20 protein-coding genes and 1 riboswitch are annotated in these 15,597 nt (G+C 72.2%); of the genes, 13 read left to right on the forward strand and 7 right to left on the reverse strand.

What is annotated here, in order from left to right; all coding sequences use genetic code 11:
- Positions 1 to 30: 30 nt before the first annotated feature.
- Positions 31 to 987, reverse strand: a complete 957-nt coding sequence (locus AB0M02_RS21900; RefSeq protein ID WP_364229406.1) for a tyrosine-type recombinase/integrase — start codon at positions 985 to 987, stop codon at positions 31 to 33.
- A gap of 1,052 nt (positions 988 to 2,039) precedes the next feature.
- Here AB0M02_RS21900 and AB0M02_RS21905 point away from each other — a divergent pair.
- From AB0M02_RS21905 to AB0M02_RS21915, 3 genes are read left to right on the forward strand one after another with little or no spacing between them, the layout of a single operon-like run.
- A complete protein-coding gene (locus tag AB0M02_RS21905; RefSeq protein WP_364229408.1) occupies positions 2,040 to 2,834 on the forward strand; it encodes an MOSC N-terminal beta barrel domain-containing protein in 795 nt (264 codons plus the stop codon).
- A 5-nt stretch (positions 2,835 to 2,839) separates the two neighbouring features.
- The gene (locus AB0M02_RS21910; RefSeq protein ID WP_364229410.1) at positions 2,840 to 3,751 is read left to right on the forward strand and encodes a sulfotransferase domain-containing protein; all 912 of its coding nucleotides are present in this window, start codon (positions 2,840 to 2,842) and stop codon (positions 3,749 to 3,751) included.
- Positions 3,752 to 3,803: 52 nt separating this feature from the next.
- Complete coding sequence (locus AB0M02_RS21915) at positions 3,804 to 4,562, forward strand: metallophosphoesterase (RefSeq protein WP_364229412.1); 759 nt, start codon at positions 3,804 to 3,806, stop codon at positions 4,560 to 4,562.
- Between the two features lie 10 nt (positions 4,563 to 4,572).
- Here AB0M02_RS21915 and AB0M02_RS21920 read toward each other — a convergent pair whose 3' ends face one another.
- Entirely contained in the window at positions 4,573 to 4,941 is a 369-nt protein-coding gene (locus tag AB0M02_RS21920) for a hypothetical protein (protein ID WP_364229414.1), read from the reverse strand.
- A gap of 68 nt (positions 4,942 to 5,009) precedes the next feature.
- On the opposite strand from AB0M02_RS21920, the gene AB0M02_RS21925 reads away from it, so the two are divergent.
- Positions 5,010 to 5,444: a MarR family winged helix-turn-helix transcriptional regulator gene (locus AB0M02_RS21925; RefSeq protein ID WP_364229416.1), complete on the forward strand. Its 435-nt coding sequence runs from the start codon at positions 5,010 to 5,012 to the stop codon at positions 5,442 to 5,444.
- A gap of 119 nt (positions 5,445 to 5,563) precedes the next feature.
- A complete protein-coding gene (locus tag AB0M02_RS21930) occupies positions 5,564 to 6,415 on the forward strand; it encodes a hypothetical protein (RefSeq protein ID WP_364229418.1) in 852 nt (283 codons plus the stop codon).
- Here AB0M02_RS21930 and AB0M02_RS21935 read toward each other — a convergent pair.
- On the reverse strand, positions 6,410 to 7,354 hold the full coding sequence (locus AB0M02_RS21935; protein WP_364229420.1) for a WYL domain-containing protein: 945 nt from the start codon (positions 7,352 to 7,354) through the stop codon (positions 6,410 to 6,412). The genes AB0M02_RS21930 and AB0M02_RS21935 overlap by 6 nt on opposite strands.
- A gap of 94 nt (positions 7,355 to 7,448) precedes the next feature.
- Between AB0M02_RS21935 and AB0M02_RS21940 the strand changes: the two genes are divergently transcribed.
- From AB0M02_RS21940 to AB0M02_RS21955, 4 genes are all read left to right on the forward strand, one after another.
- Positions 7,449 to 7,850, forward strand: a complete 402-nt coding sequence (locus AB0M02_RS21940; RefSeq protein WP_364229422.1) for a RidA family protein — start codon at positions 7,449 to 7,451, stop codon at positions 7,848 to 7,850.
- Positions 7,851 to 7,880: 30 nt separating this feature from the next.
- Positions 7,881 to 8,624: a metallophosphoesterase family protein gene (locus AB0M02_RS21945; protein ID WP_364229424.1), complete on the forward strand. Its 744-nt coding sequence runs from the start codon at positions 7,881 to 7,883 to the stop codon at positions 8,622 to 8,624.
- Positions 8,621 to 9,340 carry a VOC family protein gene (locus AB0M02_RS21950; RefSeq protein ID WP_364229426.1) on the forward strand — a complete coding sequence of 240 codons (720 nt, stop codon included), beginning with the start codon at positions 8,621 to 8,623 and terminating at the stop codon, positions 9,338 to 9,340. Before AB0M02_RS21945 ends, AB0M02_RS21950 begins: the two co-directional genes overlap by 4 nt.
- A gap of 87 nt (positions 9,341 to 9,427) precedes the next feature.
- Positions 9,428 to 10,156: a hypothetical protein gene (locus tag AB0M02_RS21955; protein WP_364229428.1), complete on the forward strand. Its 729-nt coding sequence runs from the start codon at positions 9,428 to 9,430 to the stop codon at positions 10,154 to 10,156.
- A gap of 54 nt (positions 10,157 to 10,210) precedes the next feature.
- Here the strand turns inward: AB0M02_RS21955 and AB0M02_RS21960 are convergent, their stop codons facing one another.
- The gene (locus tag AB0M02_RS21960; protein WP_364229429.1) at positions 10,211 to 10,525 is read right to left on the reverse strand and encodes a multidrug efflux SMR transporter; all 315 of its coding nucleotides are present in this window, start codon (positions 10,523 to 10,525) and stop codon (positions 10,211 to 10,213) included.
- An 11-nt stretch (positions 10,526 to 10,536) separates the two neighbouring features.
- Positions 10,537 to 10,605, reverse strand: a riboswitch (guanidine-III (ykkC-III) riboswitch).
- Positions 10,606 to 10,653: 48 nt separating this feature from the next.
- On the opposite strand from AB0M02_RS21960, the gene AB0M02_RS21965 reads away from it, so the two are divergent.
- Entirely contained in the window at positions 10,654 to 10,959 is a 306-nt protein-coding gene (locus tag AB0M02_RS21965) for an NIPSNAP family protein (RefSeq protein ID WP_364229431.1), read from the forward strand.
- A gap of 21 nt (positions 10,960 to 10,980) precedes the next feature.
- On the opposite strand, the gene AB0M02_RS21970 is transcribed toward AB0M02_RS21965, so the two are convergent.
- Positions 10,981 to 11,640, reverse strand: coding sequence for a response regulator transcription factor (locus AB0M02_RS21970; protein ID WP_364229432.1), 660 nt, complete (start codon positions 11,638 to 11,640; stop codon positions 10,981 to 10,983).
- Positions 11,628 to 12,767: a histidine kinase gene (locus AB0M02_RS21975; protein WP_364229434.1), complete on the reverse strand. Its 1,140-nt coding sequence runs from the start codon at positions 12,765 to 12,767 to the stop codon at positions 11,628 to 11,630. Before AB0M02_RS21975 ends, AB0M02_RS21970 begins: the two co-directional genes overlap by 13 nt.
- A gap of 110 nt (positions 12,768 to 12,877) precedes the next feature.
- On the opposite strand from AB0M02_RS21975, the gene AB0M02_RS21980 reads away from it, so the two are divergent.
- The 3 genes from AB0M02_RS21980 to AB0M02_RS21990 all read left to right on the forward strand — a co-directional run bounded on the left by AB0M02_RS21980 (position 12,878) and on the right by AB0M02_RS21990 (position 14,671).
- Entirely contained in the window at positions 12,878 to 13,327 is a 450-nt protein-coding gene (locus tag AB0M02_RS21980) for a DUF6069 family protein (RefSeq protein WP_364229436.1), read from the forward strand.
- Positions 13,328 to 13,507: 180 nt separating this feature from the next.
- Positions 13,508 to 14,284: a lysophospholipid acyltransferase family protein gene (locus AB0M02_RS21985; RefSeq protein WP_364229438.1), complete on the forward strand. Its 777-nt coding sequence runs from the start codon at positions 13,508 to 13,510 to the stop codon at positions 14,282 to 14,284.
- A 15-nt stretch (positions 14,285 to 14,299) separates the two neighbouring features.
- Positions 14,300 to 14,671: a hypothetical protein gene (locus AB0M02_RS21990; protein WP_364229440.1), complete on the forward strand. Its 372-nt coding sequence runs from the start codon at positions 14,300 to 14,302 to the stop codon at positions 14,669 to 14,671.
- Here the strand turns inward: AB0M02_RS21990 and AB0M02_RS21995 are convergent.
- Complete coding sequence (locus tag AB0M02_RS21995) at positions 14,650 to 15,528, reverse strand: helix-turn-helix domain-containing GNAT family N-acetyltransferase (protein WP_364229442.1); 879 nt, start codon at positions 15,526 to 15,528, stop codon at positions 14,650 to 14,652. The genes AB0M02_RS21990 and AB0M02_RS21995 overlap by 22 nt on opposite strands.
- Between the last annotated feature and the right edge of the window lie 69 nt (positions 15,529 to 15,597).

A 15,597-nucleotide genomic window follows, 5' to 3' on the forward strand; every position in this document is an offset into this window, starting at 1 on the left:
GCACCGCAGGCTCAGCCCCGCGCACCGGCTTCACCCGCCACCGCCCAGTTCCCGCAGAACCCGATTCGTCCGGTTGGCCCGCACCGCCGCCCGCTGCTGCTCCGCCGTAACCTCGATGTACGACTGCGACGTCGACAACGACGCATGCCCCAGCAACCGCATGATCTCCGACGCGTTCGCCCCGTCCTCCGCCAGCCGCGTCGCAAACGTATGCCGCAACGCATGCAACTGCGCACCCCGCGGCACCCGGTCACCGATACCCGCCCGCCGGTAACACGACCGCACCAGATACTGCAGACCCCCACGCTGCAACGGCTCACCCCGCCGATCCACCAGCAGGGGAGCAGCCACCTGCACCCGCCCGAACCGCCCCCGCCGCGACTCCAGATAACGCCCCACCGCCGCATCCAGCCCCGCATCGATCGGCACCGTCCGCGGCCGCCCACCCTTACCGGCCACCTCCACCCGCCGCTCCCCGTCACGCCCACCGACCGACCCCACCCGCAGGGCCAACATCTCCGAGAGCCGCAACCCCGCACACAACGCCAGCGCCAGCACCAGCACATCCCGCTCCGGCCACGGATCCCGCTGCCGCTCATCCGCAGTGCTCACTGTGCGTAACAACACCTCCGGCGTGTCCTCACCCCGCAACGGCTTGGGGGAGAGGGCCACCTGCCGGGGCTTGGCCACCGCCGGCATCGGATTACCCGCCACCACACCCTCGGTGACCAGGAAAGTGAAGAACGCATTCCACGACGACCAGGCCCGCGAGACAGAGGCAGGCGCACGCTCCGCCGCAAACCGGGCAAACGCCGACCGCAACACACGAGGGGAGAGGTCACTCACCGTCACCGGCGCGGGCTCCACACCCCGCAACACCAGCACCAGATCCCGACGGTACGCCGACAGCGTATGCACCGAAGGTTTCCGCGTAGCCCGCGCCGCCAGGAACTCCTCAACCAGCCCCGCCAATGCAGTGTCATGCATAAGGTGTATTATGCAGCATTTACACCGTTTTGTCCTGGTCGCGTGCATCCAGCCGACGGAGGAGCCTCCCGCAGACCGGCTGGCAACGAGACAGGTTCAGACCGCCCGGCTCGTTGACTCAGTGCCAGCCACGGCCGCTGGCTGGCACTGAGGTGGACTGCAGCACCGCCATTGCCGGCCTCAGCGCCAGCCGGCCGGAAGCGGCTTACTCCCAGCCCGCCGTTGAACCTCTCAAGCCCGCCGTTCGACCCCGCGTTGAGCCCGTCGTGGACCCGCCCGAGCAGCCAACCGCCACGAAGACTGGCCACCGCGGCGCAGGGAAGCATGCGACACCGATCTCGCGCAGGGCGCTTGGTGCAGAACCACTCTCACGGGGCTCCTCCCAGAAGCTAGTTGACATAATGTGCATTATCGACCCAGAAAATATCGCCTGGAGGAGGGGGCCCGGCCGGCCCAACCCACAAACCCCGCCCTCCCAGGGGGACCAAGCCCAGGAGGAAGCTTCGTCGGAAGTGGCGATCTTTGCGGGGCGGGCTGTGGACAAGTGGGAACTGTGGACGGCGGCGTGGCGACCGGTGAGATGTGCGTGCGGGCGCTCTCCCCTGCGGAGGCGGGATGAATCAGCGCGATCGGGGCGGCTCGATCATCAGGGATCTGCTTCGTCGGGGATTTGGCCTGCAGCCGTGCAGACGTTGGGCTTGGGGGGTGGCTTGGGCGCTTAAGGTCCGGCGGTCTGTGCCGCGCCCGTGCGGACCTTGGGCGTTGCGGCCGCTTCGGGGCGGTTTGGACGCTCGAGATCTGAGATGGGGCGGCGAAAGTGGTCGGCGGCTCGCCTGAGATGGATCAGGGCCTCGCGAAGCCGAGGATCTGACATCGCTGGGCGGGGTCGCGGGTTCTGGTGCGGTTCTACGCCGGTCTCGGTGAACCTCTCGAGCGCTATACGGATTGGCTGGCTTTGTGGACGCGACCGGGACGCGACCGGGACGCAGGCGTGAGGCGGTGGGCGGTGCGACGGGTCCGCTCACCTGACGGTTACCGGCGATGATGGCGGGATGTACAGGGTTGTCGGTTTGTTTCGGTATCCGCTCAAAGGCGGCCGGGGTGAGAGCCTGGGCGAGGTCGATGTGGAGGCTGGTGGGTTTCGGGGGGATCGGGTCTGGGCGTGTATCGATGCTCAGGACGGGACTGTGGGGAGCCCGAAGCATCCTGGGCGGTGGGGGCGGCTGCTGGAGGTCTCGGCGGAGACGGTGGGCGGTGAGGTGCGGCTCGGGGTGGCCGGTGGCCGTGTGGTCGTTGCGGGTACTCCCGAGGCGGACGAGGTGCTGGGTGGGTTTCTCGGCCGTGGTGTTCGGCTGAGCCGGGTGGTGCCGGACGGGGCGCGGCTGCACCGGTTGCTTCCGGAGGAGCCGGGGATGGTTCCGGAGTGGATGGGTGGGCTGGCGCCGGGGCAGGAAGCCGTGACTGACTTCACGAGCCGGGAGCGGTTTGTCGACTTCGGGGCGGTTCATGTGGTTACCACGGGGGCGCTGGAGAGGTTGGCGCGCGGGCTGGGGCGGCGGGCGGTGCCGGTGGCCCGGTTTCGGCCGAATGTGGTGCTGGAGGCGGAGCGGGATCCGGAGCCGGGGGCCGAGGTGAAGCTGGATTCGGTGGTGTTTCGGGTTCTGGTGCCCACTCCCCGGTGTGTTGTTCCTGGTCTGGGCGACAGCGGTGATGGTGTGGACCGTTGGTTGCTGGGGGTGTTGGCCCGGGATCATCGGGTGACGATCGCGGGTATGGGTGCGGCGGCTTGTTTCGGTTTCTATGCCGAGGTGCTGGTTCCTGGTCGGTTGTCGCTGGCGGGGAGTTGACGCGGATGCCGGTCCCTGTGCGTTATGTGTCGGACGAGGAGGACAGCGGCCGGTGGCTGCGGTTCGTGTTCCGCCCGGGTGATGTGGTGATCAGTACGCGGTCGAAGAGCGGCACGACGTGGATGCAGATGATCTGCGCGCTCCTGGTGTTCGGGTCGGCGGAGTTGCCGGGGGCTCTGGCGGACCTCTCCCCCTGGCTGGACTGGCTGACCGCTGACGAGCGGGAGGTGTTCGAGCGGCTGGCCGCGCAGGAGCATCGGCGGTTCGTCAAGACGCATACGCCGTTGGACGGGGTGCCGGTGGTTCCGGGGGTGTTCTACGTCGTGGTGGCGCGGCATCCCCTGGACATGGCGGTGTCGTTGTATCACCAGGGTGACAACATCGACCGGGAGCGGTTGCGGGAGCTGACCGGTGGGCCGGTGGTGGCGTCGGGTGCGGGTGCGCGGTTGCCGTTGGGGTCGTGGCTGGTGCGGTGGTTCGAGCGGGATGTTGATCCGCGGGTGGAGATGGATTCGCTGCCGGGTGTGCTGTGGCATCTGGGTGATGCGTGGCGGCGCCGGGATGCGCCGAACGTGTTGCTGGTGCGCTATGACGATCTTCTTGCTGATCTGGGTGGGGAGATGCGGCGGGTCGCGGCGTGGCTGGGTGTGGAGGTTGCTGAGCGGCGGTGGCCGGAGTTGGTGGAGGCTGCGTCGTTCGCTTCGATGCGGCGGCGGGCGGGTGTGCTGGTGCCGGATGCGCGGGGTGTGCTGAAGGATCGGCGGGCGTTTTTCCGGCAGGGGCGTTCGGGTGCGGGGCGTGAGGTGCTGAGCGGGGCGGAGCTGGGCCGCTATTACGAGCGGGCTGCTGAGCTGGCGCCGGCGGATCTGCTGGGGTGGCTGCATCGGGAGCCCGGCGCGGGCCCGGGGGCCAGCTGAAGCGGGGCCTGCTGAGGCGAGGGCCGGCTGAAGCGGGGTACGGAGGTTGCTGGTGGCTCGGATCGTGGTTGTCGGGGATGTCGGGGGTTGTTCGGCTGAGCTGGAGCGGTTGCGGCCGTTCGTCGATGATCCGGGTTCGGTCGTGGTGCAGGTGGGTGATCTGGTTGATCGTGGGCCGGACACCGTGGGGGTGCTGGCTTTCGTGCGGGAGCGGCTGGAGTCTGATCCGCGGCGGTGGGTGCAGCTGCTCGGTAATCATGAGTCGCCGTATGTGGGTGGGGAGCCGTTCTGGCCGGTGCCGCTGGGGCGGGCGGAGGCGGAGCTGTTGCGGCGGTGGTGGTTGACGGAGTGTCTGCGGGTGGCGGCGGCGATCCGGACGGCCGAGGGTGAGGAGTTCCTGTTGACTCATGCGGGGTTGGCGGTGCCGGCGTGGGAGGAGCTGGGTGCTCCGGTGACGGCGGGGACGGCGGCGGATCTGCTGAATACGCGGCCGGAGGAGTTGTTGTGGTCGTGGGAGGGTCCGTTGTGGGCGGAGGCGGCGCAGTCGGTGTATCCGTCGTGGTTGTTCTCGGGTCGGCCGATGCCGTTCTCGCAGATTCACGGGCATTCGACGATCGTGAGTTATCGGCACGGGACGTGGATGTGTGAGGAGCGGATCCGGTTGCGGGCGTCGGTGGATTGGGAGGCGCGGCACACGTTCACGCGGTTGTCGTCGGGGCGGTTCGTGGGGGTGGATCCGCGGCATGGCACGGGGGGCGCGCCGTCGTGGGCTCCCCTGGTGTTCGAGGACGCCGAGTTGATCAGCCGGTGAGGGGCGGGGGTCAGTCGGTGAGGGTGCCGCCGACGGCTGTGGTGCCGGGCTGGGTGGGGATGAAGTCGACGGTGATCTGGTCGTGGTGGCCGAGGATGCCGCCGATGGCGTCGGTGACTCCCCCGGCGAGTCGTTTGAGGATGTCGGGGTGTTCGAGGGCCTGGGCTTTGATGCCGAAGGCGACGGTGGGTGCGGGGTTGGTGGTTGCCTCTCCCCCGATGCCCCAGCGGCCGGTGGGTACGCCGACGAGGCGGACGACGGCGATGGGGCGGGCCCAGTCGCCGTAGACGGTGGTGACGGCGTCGGTGAGGGCGGTGATGAGGGCGTCCTCGTGGCCGGTGAGGTCGGTCTCGGCGGCGTGGACGGTGAGGTGCGGCATTAGGATCTCCTCCGGGACGCCTTTGACTACAAAGGCTTTGTGTTCGAAGCTAATTCGGGGGTGGTGCGGTGTCAACGGATGCGGCCGTACGGGACCTGCTGCTCGTCATGCCGCGCCTGGTCGGCCGGGTCAAGAAGATCCCGGTGCCGGAGCAGCTGCGCGGGTTCGACCTGGCGCCGCGGCATCTGTCGCTGCTGTCGCTGTTGCTGCTCGACGGGCCGGTGACCGTGTCGGAGCTGGCCGGCAGGCTGGGTGTGGCGCCGACGACGGTGAGCCTGCTGATCAGTGACCTGACGCGTAAGGGTGTGCTGGTGCGGCGTGCGGACGACAATGACCGGCGGCGGCGCATCGTGGACATCAGCGCGGCATCGCGGCCGGCGATCTCGCAGTGGCTCTCCCCCGGTGCGCGGGCCTGGCAGCAGGCCCTTGCGCCGCTGAGTGCCGAGCAGCAGCGGATGGTGGTCGACACTTTGCTGAGGTACGAGCAGGCGGTGGCGGGGTGAGCGGTGAGTGCCGCCTGGGCGCGAGAGTCGCCCTGCGGCCCGGTGTCGCACCCTGCGTCGCGGGGTAGCCACGGGGGCTGGTCGTTGTCTCGTACCGAATATGGGGTTTGAATCGGCCCATGACCTTCGATCTCGATGGTGCGGTGTCGTTCGTGGCGGCTCACGGCAGGGTTCTCGATCGGCGGCGGCTGGGGTTCCTGCTGGGTGCGGAGCCGGCTGCCGGTGTGGTGGCGGCGGTGGAGGCCTATCGCAACGGTGACGGTGGGTTCGGGTGGGGCCTGGAGCCTGATCTGCGGTCGCGTTCGAGTCAGCCGGTGGCGGCGATGCACGCCCTGGAGGTGTTCGCGGAGGTGGGTGACGCCGGGCGGGCGGCGGCGCTGTGTGACTGGCTCGGCGGGCGGTCGCTCGGTGACGGCGGGGTGCCGTTCGCGTTGCCGTTCGCCGACGCCGGTGGCAGTGCGCCGCATTGGGCCGGTGCTGATCCGCGCGTGTCGTCGTTGCAGATGACCTCGCAGCTGGTGGCGCATGCGCTGCGGCTGGACCTGGTGGGGCATCCGTGGCTGGTGGCGGCGTCGGAGTACTGTCTGCGGACTCTGGAGGCGCTGCCGGCGGCGCCGTCGGCGTATGAGTTGCTGTTCTCGGTGAAGTTCCTGGACGCGGCGGCGGTGTCGTCGGCGCGGGCGCGGCGGTTGCTCGAGCGCTACACCGGTTATGTGCGCACGGACGGGCCGACGCCGGTGGAGGGTTCCGAAGGTGAGGTGCTGTTCCCGCTGGATTTCACGCCGTCGGCGGGTGCGCCGTCGCGGGAGCTGTTCACGAAGGAGGCGGTGGCGGCGGATCTGGAGCGCCTGGCCGGGCAGCAGCAGGCGGACGGTGGGTGGGTGGTGACGTTTCCGTCGTACAGTGCGGCGGCGGCGCTGGAGTGGCGGGCGTACGCGACGGTGCAGGCGGTGCTGGTGCTGACGTCATGACGGTTCGTAGCGGGCGGCGATGGCGGTGGCCCGCCGGTGCAGGGCGGCGCGCAGTTCCGGTGGGGTGAGCGCTTCGGCGTCGGCGCCGAGTTGCCACAGGGCCCATTCGGCGTGCCACAGGTCCTGGAAGGTGACCTCCAGGTGCAGCCGGCCGCCGGTGCCGGGTTGTTCGGCGCGGACGGCCACGGCGGTGCTGAGCAGCTGTTCGCGGCGGGCCGGGGTGACGGTGAGCCGGACGGTGAGGTGCCCGTCGGCGAGGAACCGGGCGCAGCGTTCGCGCCACATGCGGTCGAGGTCGACGCTGGCGGGCCGCTGGGCGGGTTCGTCGAGTTGTTCGGCGTCGTGGATGCGCGCGAGGCGGTAGGTGCGGTCGGCGCCGGCGCGGGTGGCCAGCAGGTAGCTCTTGTCGCGGACGGTGACCAGGCCGATCGGGTCGACGGTGCGCCATCGTGGCGGCTGGCCGGTGGCGGCGTAGTGGATGCGCAGCCGCCGGCCGGCCAGCACGGCGTGGCGGACCCGGGTGATGGTGGTGGTGGTGAGCTGTTCGCCGGTGGTGCGGCGTGACAGCAGGTCGGTGGGTGGTTCGACGAGCAGCCGCCGGGCGGCGTCGCCGGCCTGGGGCAGGGTGTCGGCGACTTTGCGCAGTGCGGAGGCGAGGGCCGGGCCGAGGCCGAAGTGCCGGCTGCCGCCGGTGGTCACCAGGGCGAGGGCCTCGTCGTGGTTGAGCCCGGTCAGTTCGGTGCGGAAGCCCGGCGCGAGCGTGAATCCGCCGTGGCGGCCGCGTTCGGCGTAGACGGGGACACCGGCGGCCGACAGTGCCTCGATGTCGCGCAGCACGGTGCGGGTGGACACCTCCAGCTCGCGGGCGAGGGTGTCCGCGGTGAGCCGGCCGTGCCGGCGCAGCAGAAGCACGAGCGAGACGAGGCGGTCGGCGCGCATCGGCGGAATTCTATCGGAATACGTGACAGTGGGTGTCGTGATTCTGCGGCAGGCTCCCCCGCACAGCAGTTCGGTGACGGAAAAGGGAGTCGATGTGACGGTGCAGCGAACGCCGGTCAACCCGTGGGCCTGGTCGGCGGGGCTCGGGTTTCATCAGGGTGAGGTGGTCCGGGGGCACACCCGGACCCTGTTCTGTGCGGGGCAGACGGCGACGGACGCCGCGGGCAGGCCGTGTCACGAGGGTGACATGGGTGCTCAGCTGGCGCTGAGCCTGGACAATCTGGAGGCGGTGCTGGCCGGGGCGGGCATGTCACTGGCCGATTTGGTACGGCTGAGCGTGTACACCGTCGACGTGGACGCGTTGCTGGCGCACTACGGGGTCCTCGCGGCGCGGCTGGGTGCGGCGGGGGTGGCGCCGCCCGCCACGATGCTCGGGGTGACCCGGCTGGCGGTGCCCGGTTTGATGGTGGAGCTGGAGGCGACGGCGGTGTCGTGATCGGCGGCCCGCCCCTGACAGGATGGCCGGATGCGAATCGCGGTGATCTCCGATGTGCACGGCAATCTTCCGGCCCTGGAGGCGGTGCTGGCGGCGATCGCCGCCGAGGGCGCCGATCTGACGGTCAATCTGGGTGATCTGCTGTCCGGGTACGTGCTGCCGGCGGCCACGGCGGATCTGCTGATCGCGGCGGGGCTGGCGACGGTGCGGGGCAATCATGAGCGGCAGGTGCTGACGTACGGGCCGGAGCGCATCGGGATGGCCGACCGCCTCACCAAGCAGGCGCTCACGGGCGCGCATCTGCGGTGGATGGCGTCGCTGCCGATGACGTTGTCGCCGGCGCCGGGTGTGCTGGCGTTCCACGGCACCCCGACCGACGATGTGTGCCATCTGCTGCACACGGTCACCCCCCAAGGGGTACGCGAGGCGACCGTCGCCGAGGTGCAGCAGCGCCTCGGTGACGTGTCCGGCTACTCGTTGCTGCTGTGCGGGCACACCCACCTGCCGGCGTCGCTGCGGCTGCCCTCGGGTGCGCTGGTGGTGAACCCGGGCAGTGTGGGCTGGCCGGCCTACACCGACGACGAGCCGTACCCGCACCGGGTGGAGGCGGGCAGCCCGCACGCCCGGTACGCGGTGGCCGACGACGCGTCGGGGCGGTGGGAGGTGGCGCAGCGGCGGGTGGCGTACGACTGGGAGCGGGCCGCGGAACCGGCGGAGCGGTTCGGGCGCGCGGATGTGGCGTTCGCGTTGCGGACCGGGCGGGTGCCGGCGTGATCGTGCGGTGGGTGACCGGGTTCCTGGACACGCCGTCGCGTGACGCCGAGCCGTTCTGGCTGGCGGTGACCGGCACGAGCCTGTCGGCGCGGCGCGGGCCGGACGGCCGGTTCGCGACGCTGGTGCCGGCCGCCGGCGACGCGTTCCTGCGGGTGCAGGTGGTGGGTGATCCGCCGGCGCGGGCGCATCTGGATCTGCACGTCGACGACGTGGCGGCGGCCGCGCGGGTGGTCACCGGGCTGGGTGCGGCGCTGACACACTCCGAGGAGGATCTGGCGGTGCTGCGCTCCCCCGCCGGGATCGTGTTCTGCCTGGTGCCGTGGCACGGCGAACGGGAGCTGCCGCGGGCGGTGCGGTGGGAGGGCCCGCAGTCCAGCCTGGTCGATCAGCTCGCGCTGGACATCCCGGCGCCGGCGTACCCGCGGGAGGTCATGTTCTGGGCGGCGGTCACCGGCTGGGAGCGCAAGGCGTCGGACCTGCCGGAGTTCTCGTTCCTGCAGGCGTCGGCGCGGATGCCGTTGCGGCTGCTGCTGCAGCGTGTCGGGTCGGCTTCCGCCGGGGTGCACCTGGATCTGGCCTGCGACGACGTGGACGCCGAGGTGCGGCGGCACCTCGGTCTGGGTGCGACGGTGGTGCGGCGGGTGCCGGGTGACTGGACGACGCTGCGGGACCCGGCCGGCCGGGAGTACTGCGTGACCGCCCGCTCGCCGTTCTGAAGATCGTCGCGGCCCGGTTGCCGGTTTCTGTCGGTGGGTGCTGGTAGAAAAGGGGCTCTCATACAGACGTACGAAGGTGTGGTGGGGATGACGGCGGCAGACGTGGACGCCCGGGGGCTGACCACGCAGGAGTTGCAGCAGATCCGCGACCAGCTCGGGGCCGGGCGCAAGCCGCGGGTGCAGTTCACCGAGGCCGCGGGGCAGATCGCCGGGCAGATCGGGCAGGTGGTGCAGCTGACCGACCCGGCGGAGTCCGACGAGTGGGTGGTGGTCAAGTTCGGCCGTGACGAGCTGCCCTTCTCCCCCGGTGACCTGCGGATCGCACCCAAGGGCGCGGCCGCGCGCCGACCGGCGCCCCCGCCGGAGCCGGCACCGGACCCGGTGCTGTCCGGGCCGGAGTTCCTGATCGACAAGCCGGTGCCGGCCCGGCCCGCCGCCGCTCCCCCGCAGCGCAGGAGCGAGGATGACACGACAACGGCAGCGGCCAAGGAGGCGAGCGACGTGACGGCACCGCGCAAGGCGGCGCGCCCGGCGAAGACCAAGCCGGCGCCGACGCTGACGGTCACCCTTGCCTACGGCGAGGGTGAGTGGACCGTCGCGGCGAACCAGGGGGCCAAGGCCCTCGCCCGCCCCTATGTGATCAAACCGGCAGAGGCGCTGCGGATGGTGCAGCTGGTGGACGTGCCGGGTGTGCAGGAGGCGGTGGAGCAGATCCTGGCGGCGGAACGGGCCGAGGCCGAGCAGCAGGCGCAGCGGTTGCGCGCCGAGCTGGCGGAGATCGAGGCGCGGCTGGCGGAGCTGGGCGAGGCGAAATGACAGCGGCGCGGGCCGGCGTGCCCTTTGCCGGCGCCGGCCGGCCCGCGCGGCGGGTCAGTGGAAGTACTTCAGGCCCACGATGCCGGTGATGACCAGCAGCAGGCAGACGACGCGGGGAAGGCTGGCGGGCTCGCCGAGGGCGAACATGCCGATCAGTGCGGTGCCGACGGCGCCGATGCCGACCCAGACGGCGTAACCGGTGCCGACCGGGATGGTGCGCAGGGCGTATCCGAGACCGGCCATGCTCGCCAGCAGCGCCACCGCGAACACGGCGGTGGGCAGCGGGCGGGTGAAACCGGAACTGCGGTCCAGGGCGATCGCCCACACGGTTTCCAGGACGCCGGAGACGACGAGAACGAACCAGGCCATGACTCACCTCAAGGGCGGTCGTCTTGTCAGAGCCGGGTACGACACGCACTCGTCCGGGGCGCCGCCGGCGGGCGGGACCGCCTCCCAGCGTAGCCACCCGCCGGCGGCGCAGGCGCTAGGTTCACACGGTGATCACCTGTGTGCTGCACTACACGATCGACCCGGGGCAGATTGAGGCGTTCGAGCGGTTCGCCCGGGAATGGATGCGCCTGGTGGCCGTGCACGGCGGGGTGCACCACGGCTATTTCCTGCCGGCCGAGGGCGCGTCCGACCGGGCCGAGGCGCTGTTCTCGTTCGAGAGCCTGGCGGCGTACGAGCGGTACCGGGCGCGGTTCGGGGTGGACCCGGAGTTCGTGGCGGCCGACCGGATCCGCGAGGAGTCGGGGTGTGTGGTGCGTTACGACCGGACGTTCATGCGGCCGCTGCTGCCGTGAACGCGGCGCCCGCCCGTCAGATCAGATCAGGCCGGCGTCGTGGGCGAGCATGGCGACCTGGGTGCGGTTGTTCAGGCCGAGTTTGGTCAGGATGTGGGTGATGTGCGCCTTGACCGTGGCGACGCTCATGGCCAGGGCGGCGGCGATCTGGGCGTTGGTGGCGCCGCCCGCGAGCGCCAGGGCGACCTCGCGTTCGCGGGGGCTGAGGGTGGCCAGGGCGGCGCGGGCCTGGTCGTAGGCGTCGGCGCCGGAGGCCACCTGCAGCATGAGGCGGCGGGTGACCGACGGGGACAGGATCGGCTCGCCGGCGGCGACGGCGCGCACGGCGGCGGCGATGCGGTCCGGCGGGGTGTCCTTGAGCAGGAAACCGCCGGCGCCGGCGCGCAGGGCGCGGACCACGTGCTCGTCGGTGTCGAACGTGGTCAGCACGATGACCTCCGGCGGGTGGGCGCGGCGGCGGGCCCGGCGGGTGGCGGTGATGCCGTTGACCCGGGGCATCCGGATGTCCATGAGGATCACGTCGACGTGGTGCCTGTCGAGGGCGGCCGGTACCTCGTCGCCGTCGGACAGGGCGGCGGTCACGGTGATCCCGGCGGCGCCGTCGAGCATCATGGTCAGCCCGGCGCGGACCAGCGGGTCGTCGTCGACGATGACGACGCGGATCTCGGTCAGGTCCGCCACGGCAGCTCCGCGTGCAGGTGGAACTCGCCGCGGTCGGCGGTGTGGGTCAGGTCGCCGCCGGCGAGGGTGACACGTTCGGTGAGGCCGAGCAGGCCCAGCCCGGCGCCGGGCAGCGAGCCGGCTGCGGGCCGGGGGTCTGCTGCGGGCAGCGGGTTGGTGACGTCGACGGTGAGGGTGCCGCCGGGGCTGCCGGCCAGGACCACGTGCACGGGCCGGCCGCCGGCGTGTTTGCGGGCGTTGGTCAGTGCTTCCTGCAGGATGCGGTAGGCGGTGCGGCCGGTCACCGCGGTGACGTCGGCGGGCAGCCCGACGCGGTCGTCGAAGCCGACGGCCAGCCCGGCGTCGCGGGCCTCGGTGACCAGCCGGGGCACCTCGTCGAGGCCGGGGCCGGGCCGGTCGGGGTCGTCGCCGGGGTCCTCGCGCAGCACGGTGATGACCTCGCGCAGTTCGGTGAGGGCCTGGTGCACACCGGCGCGGACCACCCCGGCGGCCTGCGCGAGCTGCGCGGGCGGGGCGTCGGGGCGGTACTCGAGGGCGCCCGCGTACACGGCCAGCAGCGACAGGCGGTGGGCGAGGACGTCGTGCATCTCGCGGGCCATCCGGGTGCGCTCGGCGAGGCGGGCCTCGGCGACGCGGCGGTGCTGTTCGGCCTCGGCGCGGGCGGCGCGTTCACGCAGCGAGTCGTACAGCGCCTCGCGGGCCTGCGCCCAGATGCCCCAGCCGAGCAGGGCCGCGTAGGCGAGCAGGGTGAGCAGCAGCCACCACCGGTACGACAGCCCCGGGTTGGGCCGCCACCAGCCCAGCACGGCGTGCCCGGCGACTCCGGCCGTGCCGACGATCAGGGCCTGGCGCAGTGGCCGCTGCCGGGCGGTGTTGAGGGCGGCGAACGTGGCGGCCGGGGTGACCACCGGTGACAGGGCGGCCAGGGCGCTCAGGGCCAGGCCGCCGGGCAGGGGCCGGTGGATGGTCACGGGCACCAGCGCGCAGGCGGCCACGGCCAGGGCGATGTCGAGGGCGAGCCGGTCGGTGGTGCCGGTCGCGGCGCCGCTGAACACGGCGACGGCGATCAGGGCGCCGATGGCCGCGGTCGACGAGGCGACCACCCAGCGCGGCACCTTCTGCTGCATGTGGATCAGGCTAGCGGCGGGCCGGGCGCGGCGGCCACCGACCAAAGTCGTATGCGGGGCTGCCGGTGGATCGATGTGCGTGCCCGCCGTGCACCCCGATGCTCGGTGGCATGACTGCTAAGGGGAACTACCGGCTCCGGGTCGTCGCTGCTGCTGTCGTGGCCGCGGAGGTGGCGTATCTGGTGCTGTGGGCCGTGGGGGTGGATCTGGTGCTGGCCTCGGGCGGCACGGTCGGGGCGGTGCAGGTGGCGGCGGCTTCGGCGGTGGCGTCGTTCGCGGGGTGGGTGGTGCTGGCGCTGCTGGAGCGGTTCACCGGGCGGGCCCGGCGGGCCTGGACGATGCTGGCGGCGGTGGTCTTCGGGCTGTCGCTGTTCGGCACGGCGGGCGGGGACGGGACGGCCGCGGTGGTGGGGCTGTCGGTGCTGCACTCGGTGGTGGCGGTGGTGCTGATCGCGGCGCTGCCGCGGTGTGCCGGGTTCACCCGCCGGGCGGCGGACGCGGGCGGCGCCGGGGACAGCGGCCACGTCGCGGGCCGTGCCGCCGCGGGCAACGGCCGCTGACAGCCGGCCCGGCCCCACCGCCCAAGATCCAGCCGGGGCGGAAAGGCGCCGGGCGGGACGGAAGGCGGGTTGGCGGGGCGGGAAGAGCCGGGGGGTAAAGGGGCCGGGCGGGGCGGGAAGCGGGTGGGGCGGGGCGGCTGTGACCGGGCCCGGGTGGGCTCGTGGCATCATGGCCGCCTCATGGAAACGTCTCCCTGGCGTGCGCCGCTGCTGTGGCGCCTGTTGCTCGTCCTCTCGCGGGTCGTGGTGTTCCCGCTGTGCCGGCTGCGGGTGTCCGGCACCGTGCCCGCCGAGCTGGCCGGTGGCCCGCTGATCCTGGCCGCCAACCATGTGAGCCCGGTCGACCCGCTCGTCATGATCGCGGCGAGTCACCGGGCCGGGATCGCGCCGCGGATCATGGCGACGGGTGGGGTGTTCGACGCGCCGGTGCTGGGGTGGGTCATGCGGCGGTGCGGGCACATCCGGGTGGACCGGCACACGGTGCACGCCTCGGACGCGCTGCGCACCGCCGGGGAGGCTCTCGCGCAGAACGCGATGGTGCTGGTCTACCCGGAGGGCCGCATCGGGCTGGACCCGTGGATGTGGCCGGAGCGCGGCAAGACCGGGGTGGCGCGGATGGCCGACCTGTCGGGGGCGCCGGTGCTGCCGGTGGCGCAGTGGGGTGCGCACGCGGTGCTGCCCTACGAGGCGCCGAAGCGGATGGTGCGCCCGCTGCTGCGGGCGCTGCTGCGCCGGCCGGTGGTGAAGGTCGGGTTCGGCACGCCGGTCGATCTGTCCGGGGTGCACGGTTCGCCGGGTGCCCGCGCGGTGCAGGCCACCCGGCTGATCATGGACGGGATCGACGAGGCCCTGGCGCCGCTGCGGGCCGGTGAGATGCGGATGCCGCGTTTCGTCGACCGCAGCCGGCCGCCGGACACCTCACGGGTGCGGCCCCGGCGGGCGCCTGACGCTCATTGATGTCACGATCCGTGCATGCTGCATGGACGAATCATCGCGGAGAGCCTGCGCCCCGGCACCGAGCTGGCCGTCCCCGGCCTCGGGCTGGCCCGCGTGGCGCGGGTCGACGTCTCGGCCGGCGCCGCGCCCGGCCAGCCGCGCGTCTGGACGCTGATCGACGTGGTCGCGCCGGGTGCGAGCGCCGGCGCGCTCGCCGGGGCCCTCAGTGCCGCCCTGCACACCGAGGGTGGCTGGTATGCCGATTTCCGCGACAGCGGCGACCATGTGGTGGTCTTCGCCGGCAGGATCTTCCGCTACCGGGTGGGTGATCATGCGGGCCGGCAGGAAGCCATAGCGTACGGAAGGACGGTCGGCGTTCCCGACGGTCAGCTCGACTGGGGTGACTGAACCGTCTTCTCGAACGTGATCTGGTTGTACTTCGAGGCGCCGTAGTCGGCGATCTCGTGGTACCCGGACGCCCGGTACAGCGCGATCGCCTCGGTCAGCGCCGAGTGGGTGCCCAGGCGCACCGTGGTGATGAGGTGGCCGGCGGCGTCGTCCTCCAGGGCCCGCAGCAGCCGCCGCCCGAGGCCGATCCCCCGCGCCGCCGGGGTGATCCACAGGTGGCGGATCTCGGCGGCGGTGCCGTGGCGCACCCACAGGCCGCAGCCGGCCGGCCGGTCGTCCTCGGTGGCCAGCAGCAGGGTGCCGTCGACGTCGGCCGGTGCGGTCAGGGTGGCCGGGTCGTAGCCCTCCGGGAAGCGGGTGCCGAGTTCGGCCGCGTACCGGCGCAGGCAGTCGCGGGCGGCGCGGTCGTCGGCCGGCACCGCGGCGATGCGGACGCCGGCCAGGCGCAACAGCCGCCGCACCCGGGCCTGGGCGTCGAGGAACTGCTCGCGCTGGGCGGCGCTGAGGTTGTCCAGCAGCGCGGCGATGCCCGCGTCGGAGAGCCGGTCGAGTTCGGCGCGCTCGCGGTGCCCGGCGGCGGTGAGCTCGGCGACGCGGACCCGGCCGTCGCGCGGGTGGGCGCGCACGGTGATCAGCTGCTGGTCGGCGAGGGCGCGCAGCATCCGCGACAGGTAACCGGAGTCGAGGCCGAGACGTTCGCGCAGGTCCCGCACGTCGCAGCCGGCGCCGATCTCGAACAGCAGCCGGGCCTGGCCGAGCGGGCGGTCGCGGCCCAGGTAGTCGTCGGTGAGCACGCCGAGGCGCTGGGTGTAGAAGCGGTTGAAGTCGCGGACCCGGGCGATCTGGTCGGGGTGCATGCGGCCGATGCTAACCCGCGTTCCCTGACTCAGGTCAGAGAATGTCGCGGAAATCTGCCCACGGCAGAG

It is taken from the genome of Actinoplanes sp. NPDC051861, from assembly GCF_040681145.1.
Classification (GTDB): domain Bacteria; phylum Actinomycetota; class Actinomycetes; order Mycobacteriales; family Micromonosporaceae; genus Actinoplanes.

Excerpts from the sequence above, each read along its gene's own strand:
- AB0M02_RS21960 (WP_364229429.1), bottom strand. The coding sequence starts at position 10,525 with ATGGCCTGGTTCGTTCTCGTCGTCTCCGGCGTCCTGGAAACCGTGTGG.
- AB0M02_RS21995 (WP_364229442.1), bottom strand. The coding sequence starts at position 15,528 with ATGCACCCCGACCAGATCGCCCGGGTCCGCGACTTCAACCGCTTCTAC.
- AB0M02_RS21985 (WP_364229438.1), top strand. The coding sequence starts at position 13,508 with ATGGAAACGTCTCCCTGGCGTGCGCCGCTGCTGTGGCGCCTGTTGCTC.
- AB0M02_RS21905 (WP_364229408.1), top strand. The coding sequence starts at position 2,040 with ATGTACAGGGTTGTCGGTTTGTTTCGGTATCCGCTCAAAGGCGGCCGG.
- AB0M02_RS21900 (WP_364229406.1), bottom strand. The coding sequence starts at position 987 with ATGCATGACACTGCATTGGCGGGGCTGGTTGAGGAGTTCCTGGCGGCG.
- AB0M02_RS21955 (WP_364229428.1), top strand. The coding sequence starts at position 9,428 with ATGACGGCGGCAGACGTGGACGCCCGGGGGCTGACCACGCAGGAGTTG.
- AB0M02_RS21910 (WP_364229410.1), top strand. The coding sequence starts at position 2,840 with ATGCCGGTCCCTGTGCGTTATGTGTCGGACGAGGAGGACAGCGGCCGG.
- AB0M02_RS21945 (WP_364229424.1), top strand. The coding sequence starts at position 7,881 with ATGCGAATCGCGGTGATCTCCGATGTGCACGGCAATCTTCCGGCCCTG.
- AB0M02_RS21990 (WP_364229440.1), top strand. The coding sequence starts at position 14,300 with ATGCTGCATGGACGAATCATCGCGGAGAGCCTGCGCCCCGGCACCGAG.
- AB0M02_RS21935 (WP_364229420.1), bottom strand. The coding sequence starts at position 7,354 with ATGCGCGCCGACCGCCTCGTCTCGCTCGTGCTTCTGCTGCGCCGGCAC.
- AB0M02_RS21930 (WP_364229418.1), top strand. The coding sequence starts at position 5,564 with ATGACCTTCGATCTCGATGGTGCGGTGTCGTTCGTGGCGGCTCACGGC.
- AB0M02_RS21975 (WP_364229434.1), bottom strand. The coding sequence starts at position 12,767 with ATGCAGCAGAAGGTGCCGCGCTGGGTGGTCGCCTCGTCGACCGCGGCC.
- AB0M02_RS21980 (WP_364229436.1), top strand. The coding sequence starts at position 12,878 with ATGACTGCTAAGGGGAACTACCGGCTCCGGGTCGTCGCTGCTGCTGTC.
- AB0M02_RS21920 (WP_364229414.1), bottom strand. The coding sequence starts at position 4,941 with ATGCCGCACCTCACCGTCCACGCCGCCGAGACCGACCTCACCGGCCAC.